18 protein-coding genes and 1 pseudogene are annotated in these 16,647 nt (G+C 64.6%); 7 read left to right on the forward strand and 12 right to left on the reverse strand.

The genetic code is table 11. The features are described from left to right. The first annotated feature begins 231 nt into the window (after nt 1-231). A complete protein-coding gene (locus LB545_RS03035) occupies nt 232-654 on the forward strand; it encodes a metallopeptidase family protein (RefSeq protein WP_140491980.1) in 423 nt (140 codons plus the stop codon). 19 nt (nt 655-673) lie between these two features. On the opposite strand, the gene LB545_RS03040 is transcribed toward LB545_RS03035, so the two are convergent. Further along, nucleotides 674-1,303, reverse strand: coding sequence for a TetR/AcrR family transcriptional regulator (locus tag LB545_RS03040; RefSeq protein WP_140514082.1), 630 nt, complete (start codon nt 1,301-1,303; stop codon nt 674-676). Between the two features lie 170 nt (nt 1,304-1,473). On the opposite strand from LB545_RS03040, the gene LB545_RS03045 reads away from it, so the two are divergent. Then, entirely contained in the window at nt 1,474-2,151 is a 678-nt protein-coding gene (locus LB545_RS03045) for a hypothetical protein (protein WP_210239496.1), read from the forward strand. Here LB545_RS03045 and LB545_RS03050 read toward each other — a convergent pair. Both LB545_RS03050 and LB545_RS03055 read right to left on the reverse strand, forming a co-directional pair. Next, nucleotides 2,138-2,344, reverse strand: coding sequence for a DUF1737 domain-containing protein (locus LB545_RS03050; RefSeq protein ID WP_140559183.1), 207 nt, complete (start codon nt 2,342-2,344; stop codon nt 2,138-2,140). The two genes, LB545_RS03045 and LB545_RS03050, sit on opposite strands and share 14 nt — an antisense overlap. A 55-nt stretch (nt 2,345-2,399) precedes the next feature. Next, entirely contained in the window at nt 2,400-3,296 is an 897-nt protein-coding gene (locus LB545_RS03055) for an HpcH/HpaI aldolase/citrate lyase family protein (protein ID WP_140625341.1), read from the reverse strand. Between the two features lie 54 nt (nt 3,297-3,350). Between LB545_RS03055 and LB545_RS03060 the strand changes: the two are divergent. Further along, nucleotides 3,351-3,482: pseudogene (locus LB545_RS03060) on the forward strand (two-component sensor histidine kinase); the annotation flags it as partial. Nucleotides 3,483-3,510: 28 nt separating this feature from the next. Further along, nucleotides 3,511-4,677 (forward strand): NAD(P)/FAD-dependent oxidoreductase, encoded by a 1,167-nt coding sequence (locus tag LB545_RS03065; protein ID WP_140670559.1) that lies wholly within the window; start codon nt 3,511-3,513, stop codon nt 4,675-4,677. Between the two features lie 60 nt (nt 4,678-4,737). Here the strand turns inward: LB545_RS03065 and LB545_RS03070 are convergent, their stop codons facing one another. From LB545_RS03070 to LB545_RS03085, 4 genes are all read right to left on the reverse strand, one after another. Further along, complete coding sequence (locus LB545_RS03070) at nt 4,738-5,241, reverse strand: SRPBCC domain-containing protein (RefSeq protein WP_140628332.1); 504 nt, start codon at nt 5,239-5,241, stop codon at nt 4,738-4,740. A 42-nt stretch (nt 5,242-5,283) separates the two neighbouring features. Continuing rightward, nucleotides 5,284-5,730, reverse strand: a complete 447-nt coding sequence (locus LB545_RS03075; RefSeq protein WP_140628335.1) for an SRPBCC family protein — start codon at nt 5,728-5,730, stop codon at nt 5,284-5,286. Further along, nucleotides 5,730-6,041 carry an ArsR/SmtB family transcription factor gene (locus LB545_RS03080; protein WP_140524680.1) on the reverse strand — a complete coding sequence of 104 codons (312 nt, stop codon included), beginning with the start codon at nt 6,039-6,041 and terminating at the stop codon, nt 5,730-5,732. Before LB545_RS03080 ends, LB545_RS03075 begins: the two co-directional genes overlap by 1 nt. 92 nt (nt 6,042-6,133) lie before the next feature. Beyond that, complete coding sequence (locus LB545_RS03085) at nt 6,134-6,553, reverse strand: GNAT family N-acetyltransferase (RefSeq protein ID WP_140759093.1); 420 nt, start codon at nt 6,551-6,553, stop codon at nt 6,134-6,136. Nucleotides 6,554-6,704: 151 nt separating this feature from the next. Here LB545_RS03085 and leuD point away from each other — a divergent pair, with 151 nt between their 5' ends. Beyond that, the gene (gene leuD, locus LB545_RS03090; protein WP_140491959.1) at nt 6,705-7,310 is read left to right on the forward strand and encodes a 3-isopropylmalate dehydratase small subunit; all 606 of its coding nucleotides are present in this window, start codon (nt 6,705-6,707) and stop codon (nt 7,308-7,310) included. A 69-nt stretch (nt 7,311-7,379) separates the two neighbouring features. After that, nucleotides 7,380-8,303, forward strand: coding sequence for a hypothetical protein (locus LB545_RS03095; RefSeq protein WP_224704399.1), 924 nt, complete (start codon nt 7,380-7,382; stop codon nt 8,301-8,303). 249 nt (nt 8,304-8,552) lie between these two features. Here the strand turns inward: LB545_RS03095 and lpdA are convergent, their stop codons facing one another. From lpdA to LB545_RS03115, 4 genes are all read right to left on the reverse strand, one after another. Then, nucleotides 8,553-9,950 carry a dihydrolipoyl dehydrogenase gene (lpdA, locus tag LB545_RS03100; protein WP_224704402.1) on the reverse strand — a complete coding sequence of 466 codons (1,398 nt, stop codon included), beginning with the start codon at nt 9,948-9,950 and terminating at the stop codon, nt 8,553-8,555. A 234-nt stretch (nt 9,951-10,184) separates the two neighbouring features. Further along, on the reverse strand, nt 10,185-11,564 hold the full coding sequence (locus tag LB545_RS03105; protein WP_224704404.1) for a dihydrolipoamide acetyltransferase family protein: 1,380 nt from the start codon (nt 11,562-11,564) through the stop codon (nt 10,185-10,187). Nucleotides 11,565-11,580: 16 nt separating this feature from the next. Then, nucleotides 11,581-12,594, reverse strand: coding sequence for an alpha-ketoacid dehydrogenase subunit beta (locus LB545_RS03110; protein ID WP_224704405.1), 1,014 nt, complete (start codon nt 12,592-12,594; stop codon nt 11,581-11,583). Nucleotides 12,595-12,597: 3 nt separating this feature from the next. Beyond that, on the reverse strand, nt 12,598-13,830 hold the full coding sequence (locus LB545_RS03115; RefSeq protein WP_140514092.1) for a 3-methyl-2-oxobutanoate dehydrogenase (2-methylpropanoyl-transferring) subunit alpha: 1,233 nt from the start codon (nt 13,828-13,830) through the stop codon (nt 12,598-12,600). 924 nt (nt 13,831-14,754) lie between these two features. Between LB545_RS03115 and holA the strand changes: the two genes are divergently transcribed. Then, nucleotides 14,755-15,798 (forward strand): DNA polymerase III subunit delta, encoded by a 1,044-nt coding sequence (gene holA / locus LB545_RS03120; RefSeq protein ID WP_140524492.1) that lies wholly within the window; start codon nt 14,755-14,757, stop codon nt 15,796-15,798. 31 nt (nt 15,799-15,829) lie between these two features. Here the strand turns inward: holA and LB545_RS03125 are convergent, their stop codons facing one another. Next, nucleotides 15,830-16,618 (reverse strand): DUF2182 domain-containing protein, encoded by a 789-nt coding sequence (locus LB545_RS03125; protein ID WP_140524490.1) that lies wholly within the window; start codon nt 16,616-16,618, stop codon nt 15,830-15,832. Nucleotides 16,619-16,647 lie beyond the last annotated feature (29 nt).

Consider the following 16,647-nt stretch of genomic DNA (forward strand, 5'->3'; position numbering starts at 1 on the left):
CAATTGTTCCTGTTATGTTCTTATAGATTCCAGAGGCGACCCGAAGAGTCAAGCAGACTCATGGGGGAATTTATTCCTCTCCGATAAGAGGGCCAACATGGGTCGGACAGCCGACCGCCCCTCAAGCCATGCGAAACGGCTCCCGGTGCCGTAAGCAATCCTGGGGTTGGCCGCCGCGTCATTTGCCGATTGTGGCCCAAAAGCCTATATGCCGGGATCAAAGGACAAAGCATGGCCCGCATCTACAAGACCCGCATTTGGCACGACCAGCTTTCGCCGTCGATGGACGAGATCGAGTTCCTGGCGCTGGAGGCCTACGCCCATCTGCCCGAGGATTTTCGCAAGCTGACCGGCGAGATCGTCATCCAGATCGCCGAATTCCCGACCGACGAGATCATGGACGACCTGTCACTGGAAACCCCCTTCGACCTGCTCGGCCTGTTCGAGGGACGCGGCATCGCCGAGCGCTGGAACCCGCAGACCGGCGAAGGCCCGAACCGCATCACGCTCTACCGCCGCGCCATCCTCGATTACTGGGCCGAGAACGAGGAGACTTTGGGCGACATCGTCACCCATGTGCTGATCCACGAGATCGGCCACCATTTCGGCCTCTCGGACGACGATATGGAGAAGATCGAAGAGGCAGCCGAGTGACCGGTTCCACGTCAGGCCGTCATTTCACAATGAGTGTGACGAAATGTTTTAATACGTTCTGCACAGTCTGCTCCCCGGTATGTCCTGCCACTGCCCATTGCGCAAAATGTCCATCAATGTACATGCGTGCGAGCCCGTAGACGAGCGCCCTCGCGGCTATCTGGGTCTCTGCCATGTCGTCCGACCGGAGCATGTTTCGTCGCTGTGCTTCTGCCATTGACGCTTCCATCAGCGAACGCACCGCTTCGTTATCGTGACGCAGCGACTCTGAAGCATCCCAATCAATAAGATTGCGTGTCGAGATGATCTGGAAGTGGGTGGGGTTTCGAATTGCCCAGCGCAAATAGGCGATTCCAACAGCGGCAAAGCGTTCGATCGGATCGTCCGTCGCAACCTTCTCGACCGCATTCGTGATCTCCGAGCGGAATCGGCTCATTGCCTGCTCCGCGACAGCCGTCATCAACGCGGTCTTGTTGCTGAAGTGACGGAATGGCGCGCCAGGGGAAACGCCGGCACGTTTTGCGGCTTCGCGCACGCTCACATTGTCGGGGCCGCCTTCCTCGACCAGTTGAACCGCGGCATCGATCAGGACCTCCCGCAAATTGCCATGGTGGTAACCAGTGCGATGAGGCGCCTTGGCTTTTGCCATCTCTTTCCCTTCGTTCCGTGGAGCAGCTCCCCGCCTCTGTAGCATGATTCCGCGATTTATGTAATCGCCGTTTACAATTCCGGCCAGAGGATGTAAGCAGTGATTACTGATGGGATCGGAACAGGCCTACGGTCTTCGCGGCTCCCGAACTCCCAGCTGAGGAGACGAACATGCTCGCCAGAACAGCCCCACCCCGCTCGCAATCGGTCATTTCGCATCAGAGTCCAGCCGAAGAATTTCAGCAGGAGAATTTCGCGATTGTTCAGTCGAGCGCGACTGTGCCCAGCCTCACGCTTTATCGGCTTGCCGCCGTTGCCGGGATGGGAAGCGCGCTTATTCTTCTGGTCAACGCGGCTAAACGCAGCTCGCTCATCGCGACCACCGATCTGACGCAACTTCTCGCACCAGTCGCCGAGATATTGGCGCTTGGCCTCGTCGTGGGCCTGTTTCTTGCGTTTGGCCGGCGCGCGGGGCTGTTCGGCACTATCGCGTTTGTCATCAACTTCGTTGCGTTGGCAAGTTTGGTAGGCGTGGAAGCAGTGATCAATCTGGTATTTTCGAAGCTTCCGCTCACAACCATCGTCGAGCTGCGAGCCGGACCGCTCGGTCTGGCTCTGGTCGCCAGTTCGGTTCTTTTTCTGGTTGGAACGCTCGCGTTTGTAATCTCTCTCGCCGTTGCAAGAGGCGTGCCGCGCATTCCTCTCGCTCTCTATCTCATTGGCGCGGTGCCGATCGCGCTTCGTGCGTTCGTTCCGGAGCTGGCTCTTGACCTGGGCTTGGCGATGCTTGCGGCATCGATCGCCTGGCTGGCGGCGTGGCTGTGGATGCGAGGGGCTACCACTCGCTGAGCTTGGTGTCCGGCCCGTATTCCTGGCCGTCGACATCCTTCACCACGGCCTGGCCGCAGCGCATGGTCTTGGTCTTCTTGTCGTAGGCGTAGGTGGGGGAGCCGAACAGGTGCCAGCCCTTGTTCAGCGCCGCCGTCACCTTGTGACAGAAGCTGGCGTCGTCCGGAGCGGTGAGAAAGCGGTAGAGTTTCATCATTCAATTCCTGTCGTCAGTCCATCGCCCGCGATCGGCAATCCAACACGGCACATCATGCGCCGACGGCCGCCGCCTTCGCCAGAAGTTTTTCGGCCTGCGCAAGGTGCAGCCGTTCGACCATCCTTCCCTCCAGCGCAATCACGTTCTTGCCGGCATTTTCCGGAAGCGCAAAGGCCTGCTTCACCGCGCGGGCCTTGGCCACCGCCTCCGCCGACGGCGCAAAGGCGCGGTTCGCCGCCTCGATCTGGGCGGGATGGATGAGCGTCTTGCCGTCGAAGCCCATGGCGGCCGCTTCCGTGCATTCGCGGCTGAAAGCATCGAGCGCGCGAAAATCGTTGAAGACGCCGTCGACGATATCGAGATCGCCGGCACGCGCCGCCAGCACCATCTGCATCAGCCACGGCAGGAGATAACGCCGGTCCGACGTCGCCATAATGCCGGTGTCCTTGGTCAGGTCATTCGTTCCGGCAACGAAACAATCAAGCCGCGAGGCAGGATCGCGGCCAAGTTCGGCGATGGCGCCGACATTGAGCACGGCCTTCGGCGTCTCGATCATCGCCCATAGTTTCACGCTGTCGGGGGCGGAATTGTCGTCGAGCACGTCACCCGCCTCGAGCACGTCGCGGGGCGTGTCGACCTTGGCCAGCAGGATGCCGTCCGGCTCCGCCTTCGCTGCCGCCAGCAGGTCGGCGCCGCCCCATTCGCTCGAGAGCGCATTGATGCGCACCACCATCTCGCAGCGCCGGCCACTATGGTTGGTATCAGGACGATTGCTGAAGATGCCGGCCAGCCTTTCGCGCGCCGCGGCCTTGTCGGCCGGGGCGACGGCATCCTCCAGATCGATGATGACGGTGTCGCAGGCAAGCTGCGCCATCTTGGCCAGCGCCTTGTCGTTCGAGGCCGGGACATAGAGCACCGAGCGGCGCGGGCGGTAGAGATCGGTCGTCATGCCAGATCTATGCCGCCTGCCGCGGGTTGAGGCAAGGGAGCAGGCGGCATCGCGCGGTGCTCTACCGGGGGCACCGGCATGGGGCTCGGCATCGTGCTGGCCCTCCTGAAAGCGCAGGATGGCACGATCAGGCTGGTTGACTCCGAGCGCGGCACGCGCTTCGAGATTGTCTTGCCGGTCGCGTAAGGACGCCGGCAGCGGATCGGAGAAAAAAGTGCGCTACGACATCGTCATCATCGGCGGAGCCATCGTCGGCTCCTCGATCGCCTATTATCTGCGCGAGGAGGGCTTTTCCGGCAGGATCGCGCTGGTCGAGCGCGACCCGCAATTTTCCCACGCGGCGACAACGCTATCCATGGCCTCGATCCGTCAGCAATTCTCCATTCCGGAAAATATCCGCCTGTCGCAATTCACGCTGAAACTGTTCCGCCGGCTGAAGGAAGAATTCGGCGCCGACGCCGACATCGGTTTTCGCGAGGGCGGCTATCTCATTCTCGCCGGCGAGGCCGGGCTGCCGATCCTCAGGGCCAACCACGAGGCACAGCTTGCCGAAGGGGCCGACATTTTACTGGAGGATGCCGAACAGCTCGTGCGCCGTTTTCCATGGCTGTCGGCTGAGGGCATCACCGCCGGCGCCTATGGCCGCAGCGGCGAGGGCTGGTTCGACGCGCATGCGATGCTGATGCTGTTCCGCAAGGCGTTGCGTGAGAAGAAGATCGACTTCATCAATGCTTCGGTCACCGGCATCGAGCGGCAGGGTGACCGCGTTACCGGCGTCAGCCTCGACAATGGCGAACGGCTCGAGGCCGGCATCCTTGTCAATGCCGCAGGGCCGAATGCGGGCAAGGTCGCCGCACTCGCCGGGCTGGCGCTGCCGGTCGAGCCGCGCAAGCGCAACGTCTTCGTCTTCGAGGCGCGCGAGAAATATGCCGACATGCCGCTGCTGGTCGACCCGTCCGGCATCTATGTCAGGCCGGAAGGCTCGGTCTATCTCACCGGCGGCGCCGAGCCGGAGGAGGGCGACGGCCCGGCCGATCCCGCCGATTTCGACGTCGACTGGCCGCTGTTCGAAGAGGTGATCTGGCCGGTGCTGGCGACCCGCATCCCGGCCTTCGAGGCGATCAAGCCGACGCGCGCCTGGGCCGGTCATTACGACTACAACACGCTCGACCAGAACGCGGTGATCGGCCCGCATCCCGAAGTCGGCAATTTCCTCTTCGCCAACGGCTTTTCCGGCCACGGCCTGCAGCAGGCGCCCGCCGTGGGCAAGGCGCTGGCCGAGCTGATCGTCCATGGTGGCTACCGCACGATCGATTGCTCCCCCTTTGGCTACGAACGCGTTGCCGAAGGGCGGGCGTTCCGCGAGTTGAATGTGATTTGAGCCGAGTCAAGGTCCCTCTTTGACGCTGACATCAAAAGGGTCTGCACCGCCACCAGTCGGCTAAGCCGCCACTCGGCTTCCCGCACCCAAATACGCCTGTAGCCAGCCCAGCACGCGTCCCCAGCCCTCGGCATGTTCGGCCGCCGCTTCGGCCAGCCCGGCGAAGCCGCCATGGCAGATGGTGAGGCGCGTGCCCGCGGCGGTTGGTTCCAGCAGCCAGGCGACCGTCGTTTGCCGGCGGCCAAGCGTCGGGTGATCCCAGGCATAGAGCCTTGTCTGCACGATCCGCCGCGGCACCTCGATATCGAGGAATTCCCCGTTGGCCGGCAGCTCCCTGCCGTCGGCTTCACGGACCGTGACGGCCCATCGGCCGCCGGCGCGAAGGTCTGCCGACCATTTCACCATCCGGTAGGTGTCGGCGGACCCCCACCATTGTTCGACCTCGTCGGAGATCAGCGCGCGGAAGACGCGCTCTGCCGGCGCGTCGATCTCGGCCTGGGCCATAACGGTCTCGCCATTGGTCATGCTCTGCACGGCTGAAGTTGGCACTGGAACATGCATCATGGATGCCTCCGGATGATTGTTTCGGCTCGGAACCGATGATTTTCAGCCTTTCGACGCCGGCCGAGACAGGCCCTGCCCGGTTTCGAGCAGGCTTTTCAGGCTCGACAGGACGAGCGGCCAGCCCTTGCCGACATGCTCCAGCAGCTTGTGCGGGCCGTCGGCCGCATGGGTGACGGCAAGCTTCACCATGTCGCCCTCCTGCTCGATGACGAAGGTGCAGGTGGTGTAGCCATCGGCCTTCACGTCCGGCATGAACTCGTTGCGCCATTTGATCACCAGGCGCCTTGGCGGATCGATCTCGAGGATCTCGCCGCTGTCGGTCACCCGGCCGTCGGCATAGACCATCTTCCACGCGGAGCCCTTTCTCCAGTCGCTCTGCATGCGGGCGCCGAGAAAATATTGCTCGTGGAATTCCGGTTCGGTCAGCGCCTGCCAAAGCTTGTCGGGCGTGGTGCGGATGTAGGTCACATAAACGAAGGCGTTGCTCATCAGTCTTCCTTTTCGAGGCGTCTCTTCAGATCGCCGAGGGCGGAGAGCCGCCCCCGCTCGAATTTGCCGATCCAGCGCTCGGCGATCTCGTTGATCGGAACCGGGTTGAGGTAGTGCTCCTTCTCGCGCCCCTTGCGGATTGTGGTGACAAGGTTCGCCTCCTCGAGGATCGCCAGGTGCTTGGTCACCGCCTGGCGGGTCATATCCATCTCAGCGCACAGCCCGTTCAGCGTCTGCCCGTTCCTGTCATGAAGGCTGTCCAGCAATTGCCGGCGGGTCGGGTCGGCCAAAGCGCGAAAGACGGCGTCCATGCTCATGGCTCTAATATGCAACCATTTGGTTGCATGTCAAGCACAACATGTCATGCCAACGGCTGCTGGATCCGGCCACAGGAGAAAAAATGTCAGCGCGTGCGGGAGAACCAGAAGGCGTCGGCCATGCGCATCATGCCGATGCGTTCGTAGAAGCCGGCGGCGTCGGGCACGGAAACCAGGCTGATGGCGACGGACGGGCCGAGCTGCCGCCGCGCCTCGTCCATCAGTCCCTTGCCGATGCCGAGCCCCTGCGCCGATCCGGAAACGGCGAGATCGGAGATGTAGCAGACCCAGGAGAAGTCCGTCATGGCCCTGATGACGCCGACCAGCGGCTTGCCTTCGGTATCCAGCCGCGCGGTGAGCACCAGATTGGCGCCCGACAGCATCGCCCGCAGCCTGTCGGCATCATCGACGGGACGGATCTCGCCAAGGCCGGAGTCCACCAGCACGCGGCGGAATTCGGCGACGTCGAGCGCGGGTTCGCCGGCATAGAGGATTTTTTCAGCCATCACAGCCAGACTGCACCATCGGGCCGCGAATTCGAAGCCGTTTGTGCGGCACCCGTGCCGACGCGCGAACACCTGCCTTTTATTTGTCGCCGGCTTTGTGTAAACCGGGCGCCAGCGATCCCCCGCAATGCCAGGAAGACGGGCAAAGACCATGGAAAAATTCACCAAGCTCACAGGCGTCGCCGCGCCAATGCCGATCGTCAATGTCGACACCGACATGATCATCCCCAAGGATTATCTCAAGACGATCAAGCGCACCGGGCTCGGCAGCGGCCTGTTCGCCGAGATGCGCTACAAGGACGACGGTTCGGAGAATCCGGATTTCGTGCTCAACAAGCCGGCCTACCGCAAGGCGCAGATCCTCGTCGCCGGCGACAATTTCGGCTGCGGCTCCTCGCGCGAGCACGCGCCGTGGGCGCTGCTCGATTTCGGCATACGCTGCGTCATCTCGACCTCCTTCGCCGACATCTTCTACAACAACTGCTTCAAGAACGGCGTGCTGCCCATCACCGTCAGCCCCGAGGATCTCGACAAGCTGATGGACGACGCTTCGCGCGGCTCCAACGCCACTTTGTCGATCGACCTCGAGGCCAAGGAGATCCGCGGGCCCGACGGCGGCGTGGTCAAGTTCGACCTCGATGACTTCAAGCGTCATTGCCTGCTGAACGGCCTCGACGATATCGGCCTGACGATGGAGAAGGCCGGCGCCATCGCTTCGTTCGAGAAGAAGAACGCCGAGCTGCGCCCCTGGGCCTGAACGGCGCGGCTGACGATATCGGCCCGGCCGTCGCTGGCCGGTCTTGCGGCGGCTGAAGGAGGAACAGTCATGACACGCCCGCTTCTTGCCAGCGCCTGCGCCCTGGCCATGACCGTGGCGGCGCTGGCCGGCGCGCATGCGCAGGCCGAGACGCCAGAGGCGCAGCCACCGGCGGCAAGCGAGACGCCGGCCACGGATCAGGGAGCCGCCGACGTTTCCGACGACGACAAACAGGCGCCGGTGCCGTTCGAGGGCGGCCAGTTCACCATCACCCAGCAGGAACAGTATGGCGAGAAGGTGCTTGCCTATGACGGCAAGCAACTGGCCAGCAATTATGACGTCTTCTTCGACAAGATCGTCGAGGTCGGCGGCGTCAAGGTGGCGCTGTTCGACGTCGGCGACGGCGGCAATCAGTGCGGGCCGGCGACGGTGATCGTCTGGAAACCGGAAGGCGCGGAGATCCAGAGCACCACCGTCGAGCAGGACGAGTGCGGCGCGCCGCCTACGGCCGTCTCCGACAGCGCCATCTGTTTCGTGCCCTATCTCCTGCCCGGCGATTCGAAACCGGCATTGCAGTGGTCGCCGACATCGGGGCTGACGATCTCCGGCAATCTGACCTACATGCCCGAACCCGGCACCGACTGGAAGGACATCGATCCGTCGAAATACGACAACATCATCGACGCCTTCCACAATGAGGCCGTCTACAAGGCGGCCGAGGCGCTGCTCGGCAAGGACATGCCCGACATGGCGACCAGCCTGCTGGTCGGCGGCGGCACAGAAAAGACCGCGTCCGGCGCCTTCTACGCCAGCGGCTGCGTGCCGCATGATTGCGGCGGCAATGACGGCTTCATGGCGGTCGATCCGGGCCAGCACAAGCTCTATTTCGCCCGCCGCGGCGACAACGGCCAGCCGGACGCCAAGCCCCCGGTGAAGACCTGGCCGGCGGACGTGAAGGCAGCGCTCGACAAGGCGATGAGCGCGGCGAATTAGAGCAATTCCGGGAAACGGTTTTCAGTCCGGAATTGCGCACCGGTGGCGGGCTAGCACCCCCCTCTGTCCTGCCGGACATCTCCCCCTCAAGGGGGGAGATTGACAGTTTCGGCGCCCCGCTCACTTGGCTACGTTGGGAAATTGGCGAAGGCAGAGGTGACGGCCGATCTCCCCCCTTGAGGGGGAGATGCCCGGTAGGGCAGAGGGGGGCAGTGCCCCGCCAACATCACCAGTTTTTGCTGTCGCGCTCTAAATATGCAGCGCGTGTCCCAGCGCCTTCAGGGCCGCTTCCTGGAAGCCTTCGCCCTGCGTCGGGTGGGCGTGGATGGTGCCGGCGATGTCCTCCAGCCGCGCGCCCATTTCGAGCGCCAGGCCGAAGGCCGTCGACAGTTCCGACACGCTTTGGCCGACCGCCTGGATGCCCAGCACCAGATGATTGTCCGCGCGGGCGACGACGCGGACAAAGCCGTCCTCGCCAAGCCTGGTCATCGCGCGGCCATTGGCGGCGAAGGGAAACATCCCGACCTTGATTTCGCCGCCGAGCGCCTTGGCCTCTTCGGGCGACAGGCCGACGGTGACCAGCTCCGGATCGGTGAAGCAGACAGCGGGGATAGCCCGCTTGTCCCAGCCGCGCTTATGGCCGGCGACGATTTCGGCGACCATCTCGCCTTGCGCCATCGCGCGGTGCGCCAGCATCGGCTCGCCGGTGACGTCGCCAATGGCAAAAATGCCGCGCATCGAGGTGCGGCACTGCTCGTCGATGCGGATGAATCGCCCCGCCATGTCGAGGTCGATCTGGTCGAGCCCCCACCCTTCCGTCACCGGCTTGCGGCCGACCGTGACCAGGATCTTGTCGGCGGCGATCCTCGCATCCTTGCCGTCCGGGGTCTCGACCAGCAGCGCGTCGCCCTTCGTCGACAGGCCCTTGGCCTTGGCGCCTGGCATCATTTCGATGCCGAGCGCCGCCAGCCGCTTGACCACCGGCCGCGTCAGTTCGGCGTCATACTGCGCCAGCACGCGCGGCAAGGCCTCGACCACGGTCACCGCCGCGCCCATCTTGGCGAAGACAGTGCCGAGCTCCAGGCCGATATAGCCGCCGCCGACCACCGCCAGCCGCTGCGGCACCTCCTTCAGCGCCAGCGCTTCCGTCGACGAGATCACCGGCCCGCCGAACGGCAGGAACGGCAATTCGACCGGCGCCGAGCCGGTGGCGATCACCACCGCTTCGGCGCGGATCACCTGGCTTCCCGTCTCGGTCTCGACCGCGACGGTCTTGCCGTCTCGAAACGTCGCCCAGCCCTGCACGGTCTTCACCCCGGCCTTCTTGAGCAGGCCGGCGACACCGCTGTTAAGCCGACTAACGATGCCGTCCTTCCAGGCGACCGTCTTGCCCAGATCCAGCGCCGGAGCGGCCAACGAAATGCCGAGCGGGCTGTTGCCGCCCGCCATCTGCGCGACCTTCTCGAACTCCTCCGCTGCATGGATCAGCGCCTTGGAGGGAATGCAGCCGACATTGAGACAGGTGCCGCCCGGCTTGCCGGCCTCGACGATGACGGTATCGACGCCGAGCTGCCCGGCACGAATAGCGCAGACATAGCCGCCCGGCCCGGCGCCGATGACCAGCAGCTTGCAGGAGATTTCTTTCATGACGTGACCCTTCGATCCGAGGAAACGCTCCGTCGAGATTCTTCGCGCCCCCCTCTGTCCTGCCGGACATCTCCCCCACGAGGGGGGAGATTGGAGGCTTCGGCGCCTCGCTCAATCCCGCAGCGCTGGTGATTGGCGAAAGCCGGCGTGACATCTGATCTCCCCCCTTGTGCGGGAGATGCCTGGCAAGGCAGAGGGGGGCGCTCTCCCGCCATCATCTCGAATGATCCGCCCTCAATCCACGAAAATCAGCGCCGGCGTTTCCAGGAGCGTCTTGATGCGCTGGATGAACACCGCCGCGTCCCAGCCGTCGATGACGCGATGGTCGAAGCTCGACGACAGGTTCATCATCTTGCGCGGGATGAACTGGGTGCCGTCCCATACCGGCCGCACCATCATCTTGTTGACGCCGAGGATCGCCACTTCCGGGTGGTTGATGACCGGCGTCGTCGCCACGCCGCCCATGGCGCCGAGCGAGGTGATGGTTATGGTCGAACCGGAGAGCTCGTCGCGCGTCGCGGTTCCCGACTTGGCCGCCTCGGCCAGCCTGGCGACCTCCGCGCCGCATTCCCAGATGTCCAGCGCCTCGGCGTGCTTGACGACGGGCACGACCAGTCCCGACGGCGTCTGCGCGGCGATGCCGATATGAATGCCGCCATGCTGGTGGATGATGCCGGCCTCGTCGTCGAACAGCGCATTGAGGTTGGGCTGGTCCGCGATCGCCCTGACCATCGCGCGCATCAGGAACGGCAGCAGCGTCAGCTTTGGCCTTTCTACCCCCTTGGCCGCCCGCTTCTCCTTGTTGAGCGCGGCGCGCAGATCCTCGAGCGCGGTAACGTCGACCTCCTCGACATAGGTGATGTGCGGGATGCGCGACGTCGCCAGCGTCATCTTCTCGGCGATCTTGCGCCGCAGGCCCACCACCTTGATGTCCTCGACGGCATCGTTGCGGGCGAGGCCGGATGCCTTTGCCATGTGCGGCCCGCGCGCCAGGAACGCCTCGATGTCCTCATGGCCGATGCGGCCGGCCGGGCCGCTTCCCTGGACCTGCCTGAGGTCGATGCCCGCTTCCTTCGCACGCAGCCGCACGGCCGGCGAGGCCAGCGGCCTTTCACCTTGCGCACGCGGCGCGCTGTTGACCTTCGACCTGGCGCCGTCATCCTCGGGCTTGTCCCGACGATCTACCGACCTTCCGGAACTGGTCGCATCATATCCGTGTGGGACGGCGGATCCTCGGGACAAACCCGAGGACGACGGCGCCAGATTGGGTGATGACGGATTCAGGCTCGACACCGGGCGAGCCCCCGTATCATCGGAGGTACTTTCAGCCGTCACTTCCGCCGGCATCGCACCGCCAACGACATTGCCCTCGCCGGCCACCTTCAGCCGCACGATGGGCGAGCCGATCGCCACGGTGTCGCCGATCTCGGCACCCAGCCACAGGATCTCGCCATCGACGGGGGAAGGGATTTCGACCGTGGCCTTGTCGGTCATCACGGCGGCAAGCATCATGTCCTCGCGCACAATGTCGCCGACCTTGACATGCCATTCGACGAGTTCCGCCTCGGCGACGCCCTCGCCGACATCGGGCAGCTTGATGATGTGTTCGCCCATGTCGGGCCTCCCCGTTCTAGGCTTCCAATGTTTCCGTAAGCGCCCGGCCGACGCGGGCCGGATCGGGGAAATAGTCCCATTCCTGTGCATGCGGATAGGGCGTGTCCCAGCCGGCGACGCGGGCCACCGGCGCCTCCAGATGGTAGAAGCAGTTTTCCTGCACAAGCGCGACCAGCTCCGCTCCGAAGCCGGAGGTCAGCGTCGCCTCGTGCACCACGACGCAGCGTCCGGTCTTCTTCACCGACGCCACGATGGTGTCGAGGTCGAGCGGCAACAGCGTCCTGAGATCGATGATCTCGGCATCGATGCCGGTCTCCTCAGCCGCCGCCTGCGCGACATAGACCATGGTGCCGTAGGCGAGCACCGTGACGGCGGAGCCGGCCCGGCGGATCGCGGCCTTGCCGAGCGGCACGGTGTAGTGGCCGTCGGCGACCTCGCCCAGTTCGTGCTTCGACCACGGCGTCACCGGACGGTCGTGATGGCCGTCGAACGGACCGTTGTAGAGCCGCTTCGGCTCAAGGAAGATGACCGGGTCGGGATCTTCGATCGCCGCGATCAGCAGTCCCTTGGCGTCATGCGGGTTCGAGGGCACGACGGTCTTCAGCCCCGACACATGGGTGAACAACGCTTCCGGGCTTTGGCTGTGCGTCTGGCCGCCGAATATGCCGCCGCCGGTCGGCATGCGCACCACGATCGGGCAGGTGAAGTCGCCGTTCGAGCGGTAGCGCAGCCTCGCGGCTTCCTGGGTCAGCTGGTCGTAGGCCGGGTACATGTAGTCGGCAAACTGGATCTCCACGCACGGCTTCAGACCATAGGCGGCCATGCCGATGGCCGAGCCGACAATGCCGGATTCATTGATCGGTGCGTCGAAGCAGCGGCTCTTGCCGTATTTCGCCTGCAGGCCTTGCGTGCAGCGGAACACGCCGCCGAAAAAGCCGACATCCTCGCCGAACACCACCACTTTCTCGTCGCGCTCCATCGACACGTCCATGGCGTCGCGAATGGCCTCGATCATGGTCCGCCTCGGCATGGCTCAGACCCCCGCCTGCTGGCGCTGGCGCCTGAGATGCGGCGGCATCTCGGCATAGAGCCCCTCGAACATGTCGCGCGTCGACGGCTTGCCGCCGGCGTGCAGCGTGCCGTGGCTTTCGGCCTCCTTCTGCGCCGCGATCACCGTATCGAGGATTTCCGCTTCGGCCTGCTTGTGCCGCTCCTCCGACCAGACGCCGAGCCGGATGAGATGGTTCTTCAGCCGCACCACCGGGTCGCCGAGCGGCCAGGCATCGGATTCGGTTTTCGGCCGGTAGGCCGAGGGATCGTCCGAGCTCGAATGGGCGCCGGCGCGGTAGGTGACATATTCGACCAGCGTCGGCCCCAGGTTGCTGCGCGCGCGCTCGGCCGCCCATTTCGCCACCGCATGGACGGCGAGATAGTCGTTGCCGTCGACGCGCAGCGCCGGGATGCCGAAACCCAGCCCGCGCGCGGCGAAAGTGCCCGCGCCGCCGCGCGCTATGCCTTGAAACGTCGAGATTGCCCACTGGTTGTTGACGACATTGAGCACCACGGGCGCCTTGTAGGTGGAGGCGAACACCAGCGCCGAATGGAAGTCGGATTCCGCGGTCGAGCCGTCGCCGATCCAGGCCGCGGCGATCCTTGAGTCGTTCGAGATCGCCGAGGCCATAGCCCAGCCGACCGCCTGGATATACTGCGTCGCCAGATTGCCCGAGATCGAGAAGAAGCCGTGCTCCTTCGACGAATACATGATGGGCAATTGCCGGCCCTTCAGCGGGTCGGCCTCGTTGGAATAGATCTGGTTCATCATCGTGACCATCGGGTAGCCGTCGGCGATGAGCAGCCCGGCCTGCCGATAGGTCGGGAAATTCATGTCGCCGGGGGCGAGCGCCTTGCGGAAGGCGCAGCTCACCGCCTCTTCGCCCAGATGCTGCATGTAGAAGGAGGTCTTGCCCTGCCGCTGCGCCATCTGCATGCGCGCATCGAAGGTCCTCAGCGTCATCATGTGGCGCAGGCCTTCGAGCAGTTCCTCGTCGGAGAGCAGCCCCGCCCACGGCCCCACCGCCTCGCCGGCGCGGTTCAGCACCCGGATGATCGAGAATGCCATGTCGCGGATGGCGCGTGGATCGACGTCGATTTCGGGGCGCGGCACCGAGCCGGCGGCGGCGATGGTCACGTTGGAGAAATCAGGCGTGCCGCCCGGCCGCACCTCGGGCTCCGGAACATGGAAGCGCAACATCCCAGCATCGGCCATGACCTTCGTCCTCCATGTCGCCCGGCACCGATATTTGCATATCCGCGCCGCCAGTGCGAATTCACCGGGCAAGCCTCCGGGCATCGGGCCGGCCAAGCCGGCCGATACAGCCTGCCGCGCACCAAGATGAAGATATGTCGGCGAAATTTCTTGTCGATGTTGGGCGGCGCCGCGCAATTAGGCGCAAGGTCGCGTGAGGTTTGTCGCCAGATAAGGTGATTGTTTGGCAAGCTTGGCTGCCGCGCCCACTTCACGCCTGCGGAAGGAGAGGAGAATCGCGGGTCCGCCAAACGTGGCGCCCTTCCTCTCCCCCGTCGATCGGGGGAGAGGTGTCGAGCGAAGCTCGACGGAGTGGGGGTCGACCTTCCCTCGAAGCATTGCTTCCGCTTGATTACCCGGTTTTCTTCCTCGCCGGTCATTGCGCGTGTCTTGGAGCGGCGGCGCGTTTGGCAAACGGCTTCCCCCACTCCGTCCCGGCTGCGCCGGGCCACCTCTCCCCCCTCCGGAGGGAGAGGAAAGGCGCCAACCTTGGCGAACTCGCGCCCTTCCTCTCCCCCGTCGATCGGGGGAGAGGTGTCGAGCGAAGCTCGACGGAGTGGGGGTCGACCTTTCATCGAAGCGATGCTCCGCCTGATTGCCTGGGTTTTCTTCCTCGCCGGGGTTGCGCGTGTCTTGGAGCGGCGGCGCGTTTGGCAAACGGCTTCCCCCCACTCCGTCCCGGCTGCGCCGGGCCACCTCTCCCCCTCCGGAGGGAGAGGAAAGGCGTCAAACTTGGCGAGCTCGCACCCTTCCTCTCCCCCGTCGATCGGGGGAGAGGTGTCGAGCGAAGCTCGACGGGGTGGGGTCGATCTTCCCTCGAAGCAGTTCTTCCGAGGTGAACTGGAAAACGTTCACTCCGCCCCAACATCATGCTAACCACCCTCGATGGCACAGAAGAAAGCATACGAAGTGGATTCCTGGCTCGCGAAGCCGGACCCGCGCATGGCGATCGTCCTGCTTTATGGCCCCGATCGGGGCCTCGTCTCGGAGCGCGCCAAGGCTTTTGCCGCCGCGACCGGCCTGCCGCTCGACGACCCCTTCTCGGTGGTCAGGCTCGACGGCTCCGAAGTCGAGCGCGACGAAGGCCGGCTGCTCGACGAGGCGCGCACCGTGCCGATGTTTTCCGACCGCCGCCTGCTGTGGGTGCGCAATGCCGGCGGCCAGAAGGCGCTGGCCGACGACGTCAAGGCGCTGACGGCGGAGCCCGTGCGGGACGCGATCATCCTCATCGAGGCCGGCGATCTCAAGAAGGGCGTCGGGCTGCGCGCCGTCGTCGAGGCGGCCGACAACGCCATGGCGCTGCCCTGCTATGCCGACGAGGCCAGGGACATCGATGCCGTGATCGACGACGAGCTGCGCAAGACCGGCGCGACGATGACGCTTGAGGCAAGACAGGCGCTGCGCCGCAATCTCGGCGGCGACCGGCTGGCCTCGCGCGGCGAGATCGACAAGCTGCTGCTTTATGTCCATGGCCAGAAGGAAATCGGCCTCGACGACGTCAGGGCGATGTCCGGCGACGTGTCCGGCGCGTCCTTCGACGATGCCGTCGACGCGCTTCTCGAAGGCAAGGTCGGCGAGTTCGACACCGCCTTCACCCGCCATTGCCAGGCAGGCGGCCAACCCTTCCTGGTGCTGTCCTCGGCGATGCGGCAGTTTCAGGCGATGCAGTCCATGCGCGGCCAGATGGAGGCCGGCGGCCGCAATGCCGCGTCGGTGGTGGCGGCGGCGCGCCCGCCGGTTTTCTTCTCGCGCCGCAAGCTGGTGGAGAAGGCGCTGGAACGCTGGAGCGTCGAGGCGCTCGGCCGCGCGCTGACCCGGCTGCAGACCGCCGTGCTGCAGACGCGGCGAAGGCCGGACCTGTCGGTGGCGCTGGCAAGGCAGGCGCTGCTCGGGATCGCGGTGGAGAGCGCGAGATTGGCGCAACGTTAGGCCCTTTGGCGCCGGGCGCTGCCTCCGTTGGTCAATTCATTGTCATGGCGCCTACCGGCTCAAAGGTCGGCAGCGCCTGTGGAAAGACCAGCACCGCCGCGCCATAGAGCAGCAGAGCGATCCCCGACAGCTTCGCGATCCCATTTCCAGACGGCAGGGTCTTTTCCGCGAATATCAGCAAGGTGACCACGGCCATTGCGGCAACGTTCATGATCCCGAGAGGAAAGAGGGCGAGAAACAGAAGCCAGCAGCAGCCCAGGCAGAAAAGTCCATGCTCCAGACCCATGCGAACCGCGCCCCAGTAACCATCGCGCCATGAGGTCAGGATGAAGCCGATCGGTGTGCGGCATTTGGCCAGACACAGATCCTTCAGTGGGGAAAGTTGGTAGGCGCCCCCAAGCATCAGCAGCGCGCCGCCGAAACGCGCGGCCGTCGCCGTGGACAATCCCACATGCCCGGCGAGCATCTCCGCACCCGCCGCGCCGGCAAAGGCGATAACGCCCATCACGCCCCAGACTAGCATGTACCCGGCCACGAACACCCAGCTCGAGACAAAGGTCTCGCCCCGGCCCCGTTTGCCCGCCTGGACCCGGTGAAATGTCAGGATCATGGGTGCGGCCGTCGGAAACATCATGGCAATCATCATGATCATCCAGACGGCAAGAAACAGCGGCGCCTTCATGCCCATTGTGAGGGAGTACATTTCCATGCGCATGTCCGCGCCCATGCCCGCCTGCTGCCGGATGAGCAAGGTCCATGCCGCCGCCGCGATAGCGATCAGCAGCGCGAGAATGATGTATCGCTGCAACGTCTGCACCATGGACGAAGTACGTCCCGTACCATGCGGCC

Origin of the sequence: Mesorhizobium sp. BR1-1-6, from assembly GCF_020165355.1 — a bacterium.
Classification (GTDB): domain Bacteria; phylum Pseudomonadota; class Alphaproteobacteria; order Rhizobiales; family Rhizobiaceae; genus Mesorhizobium.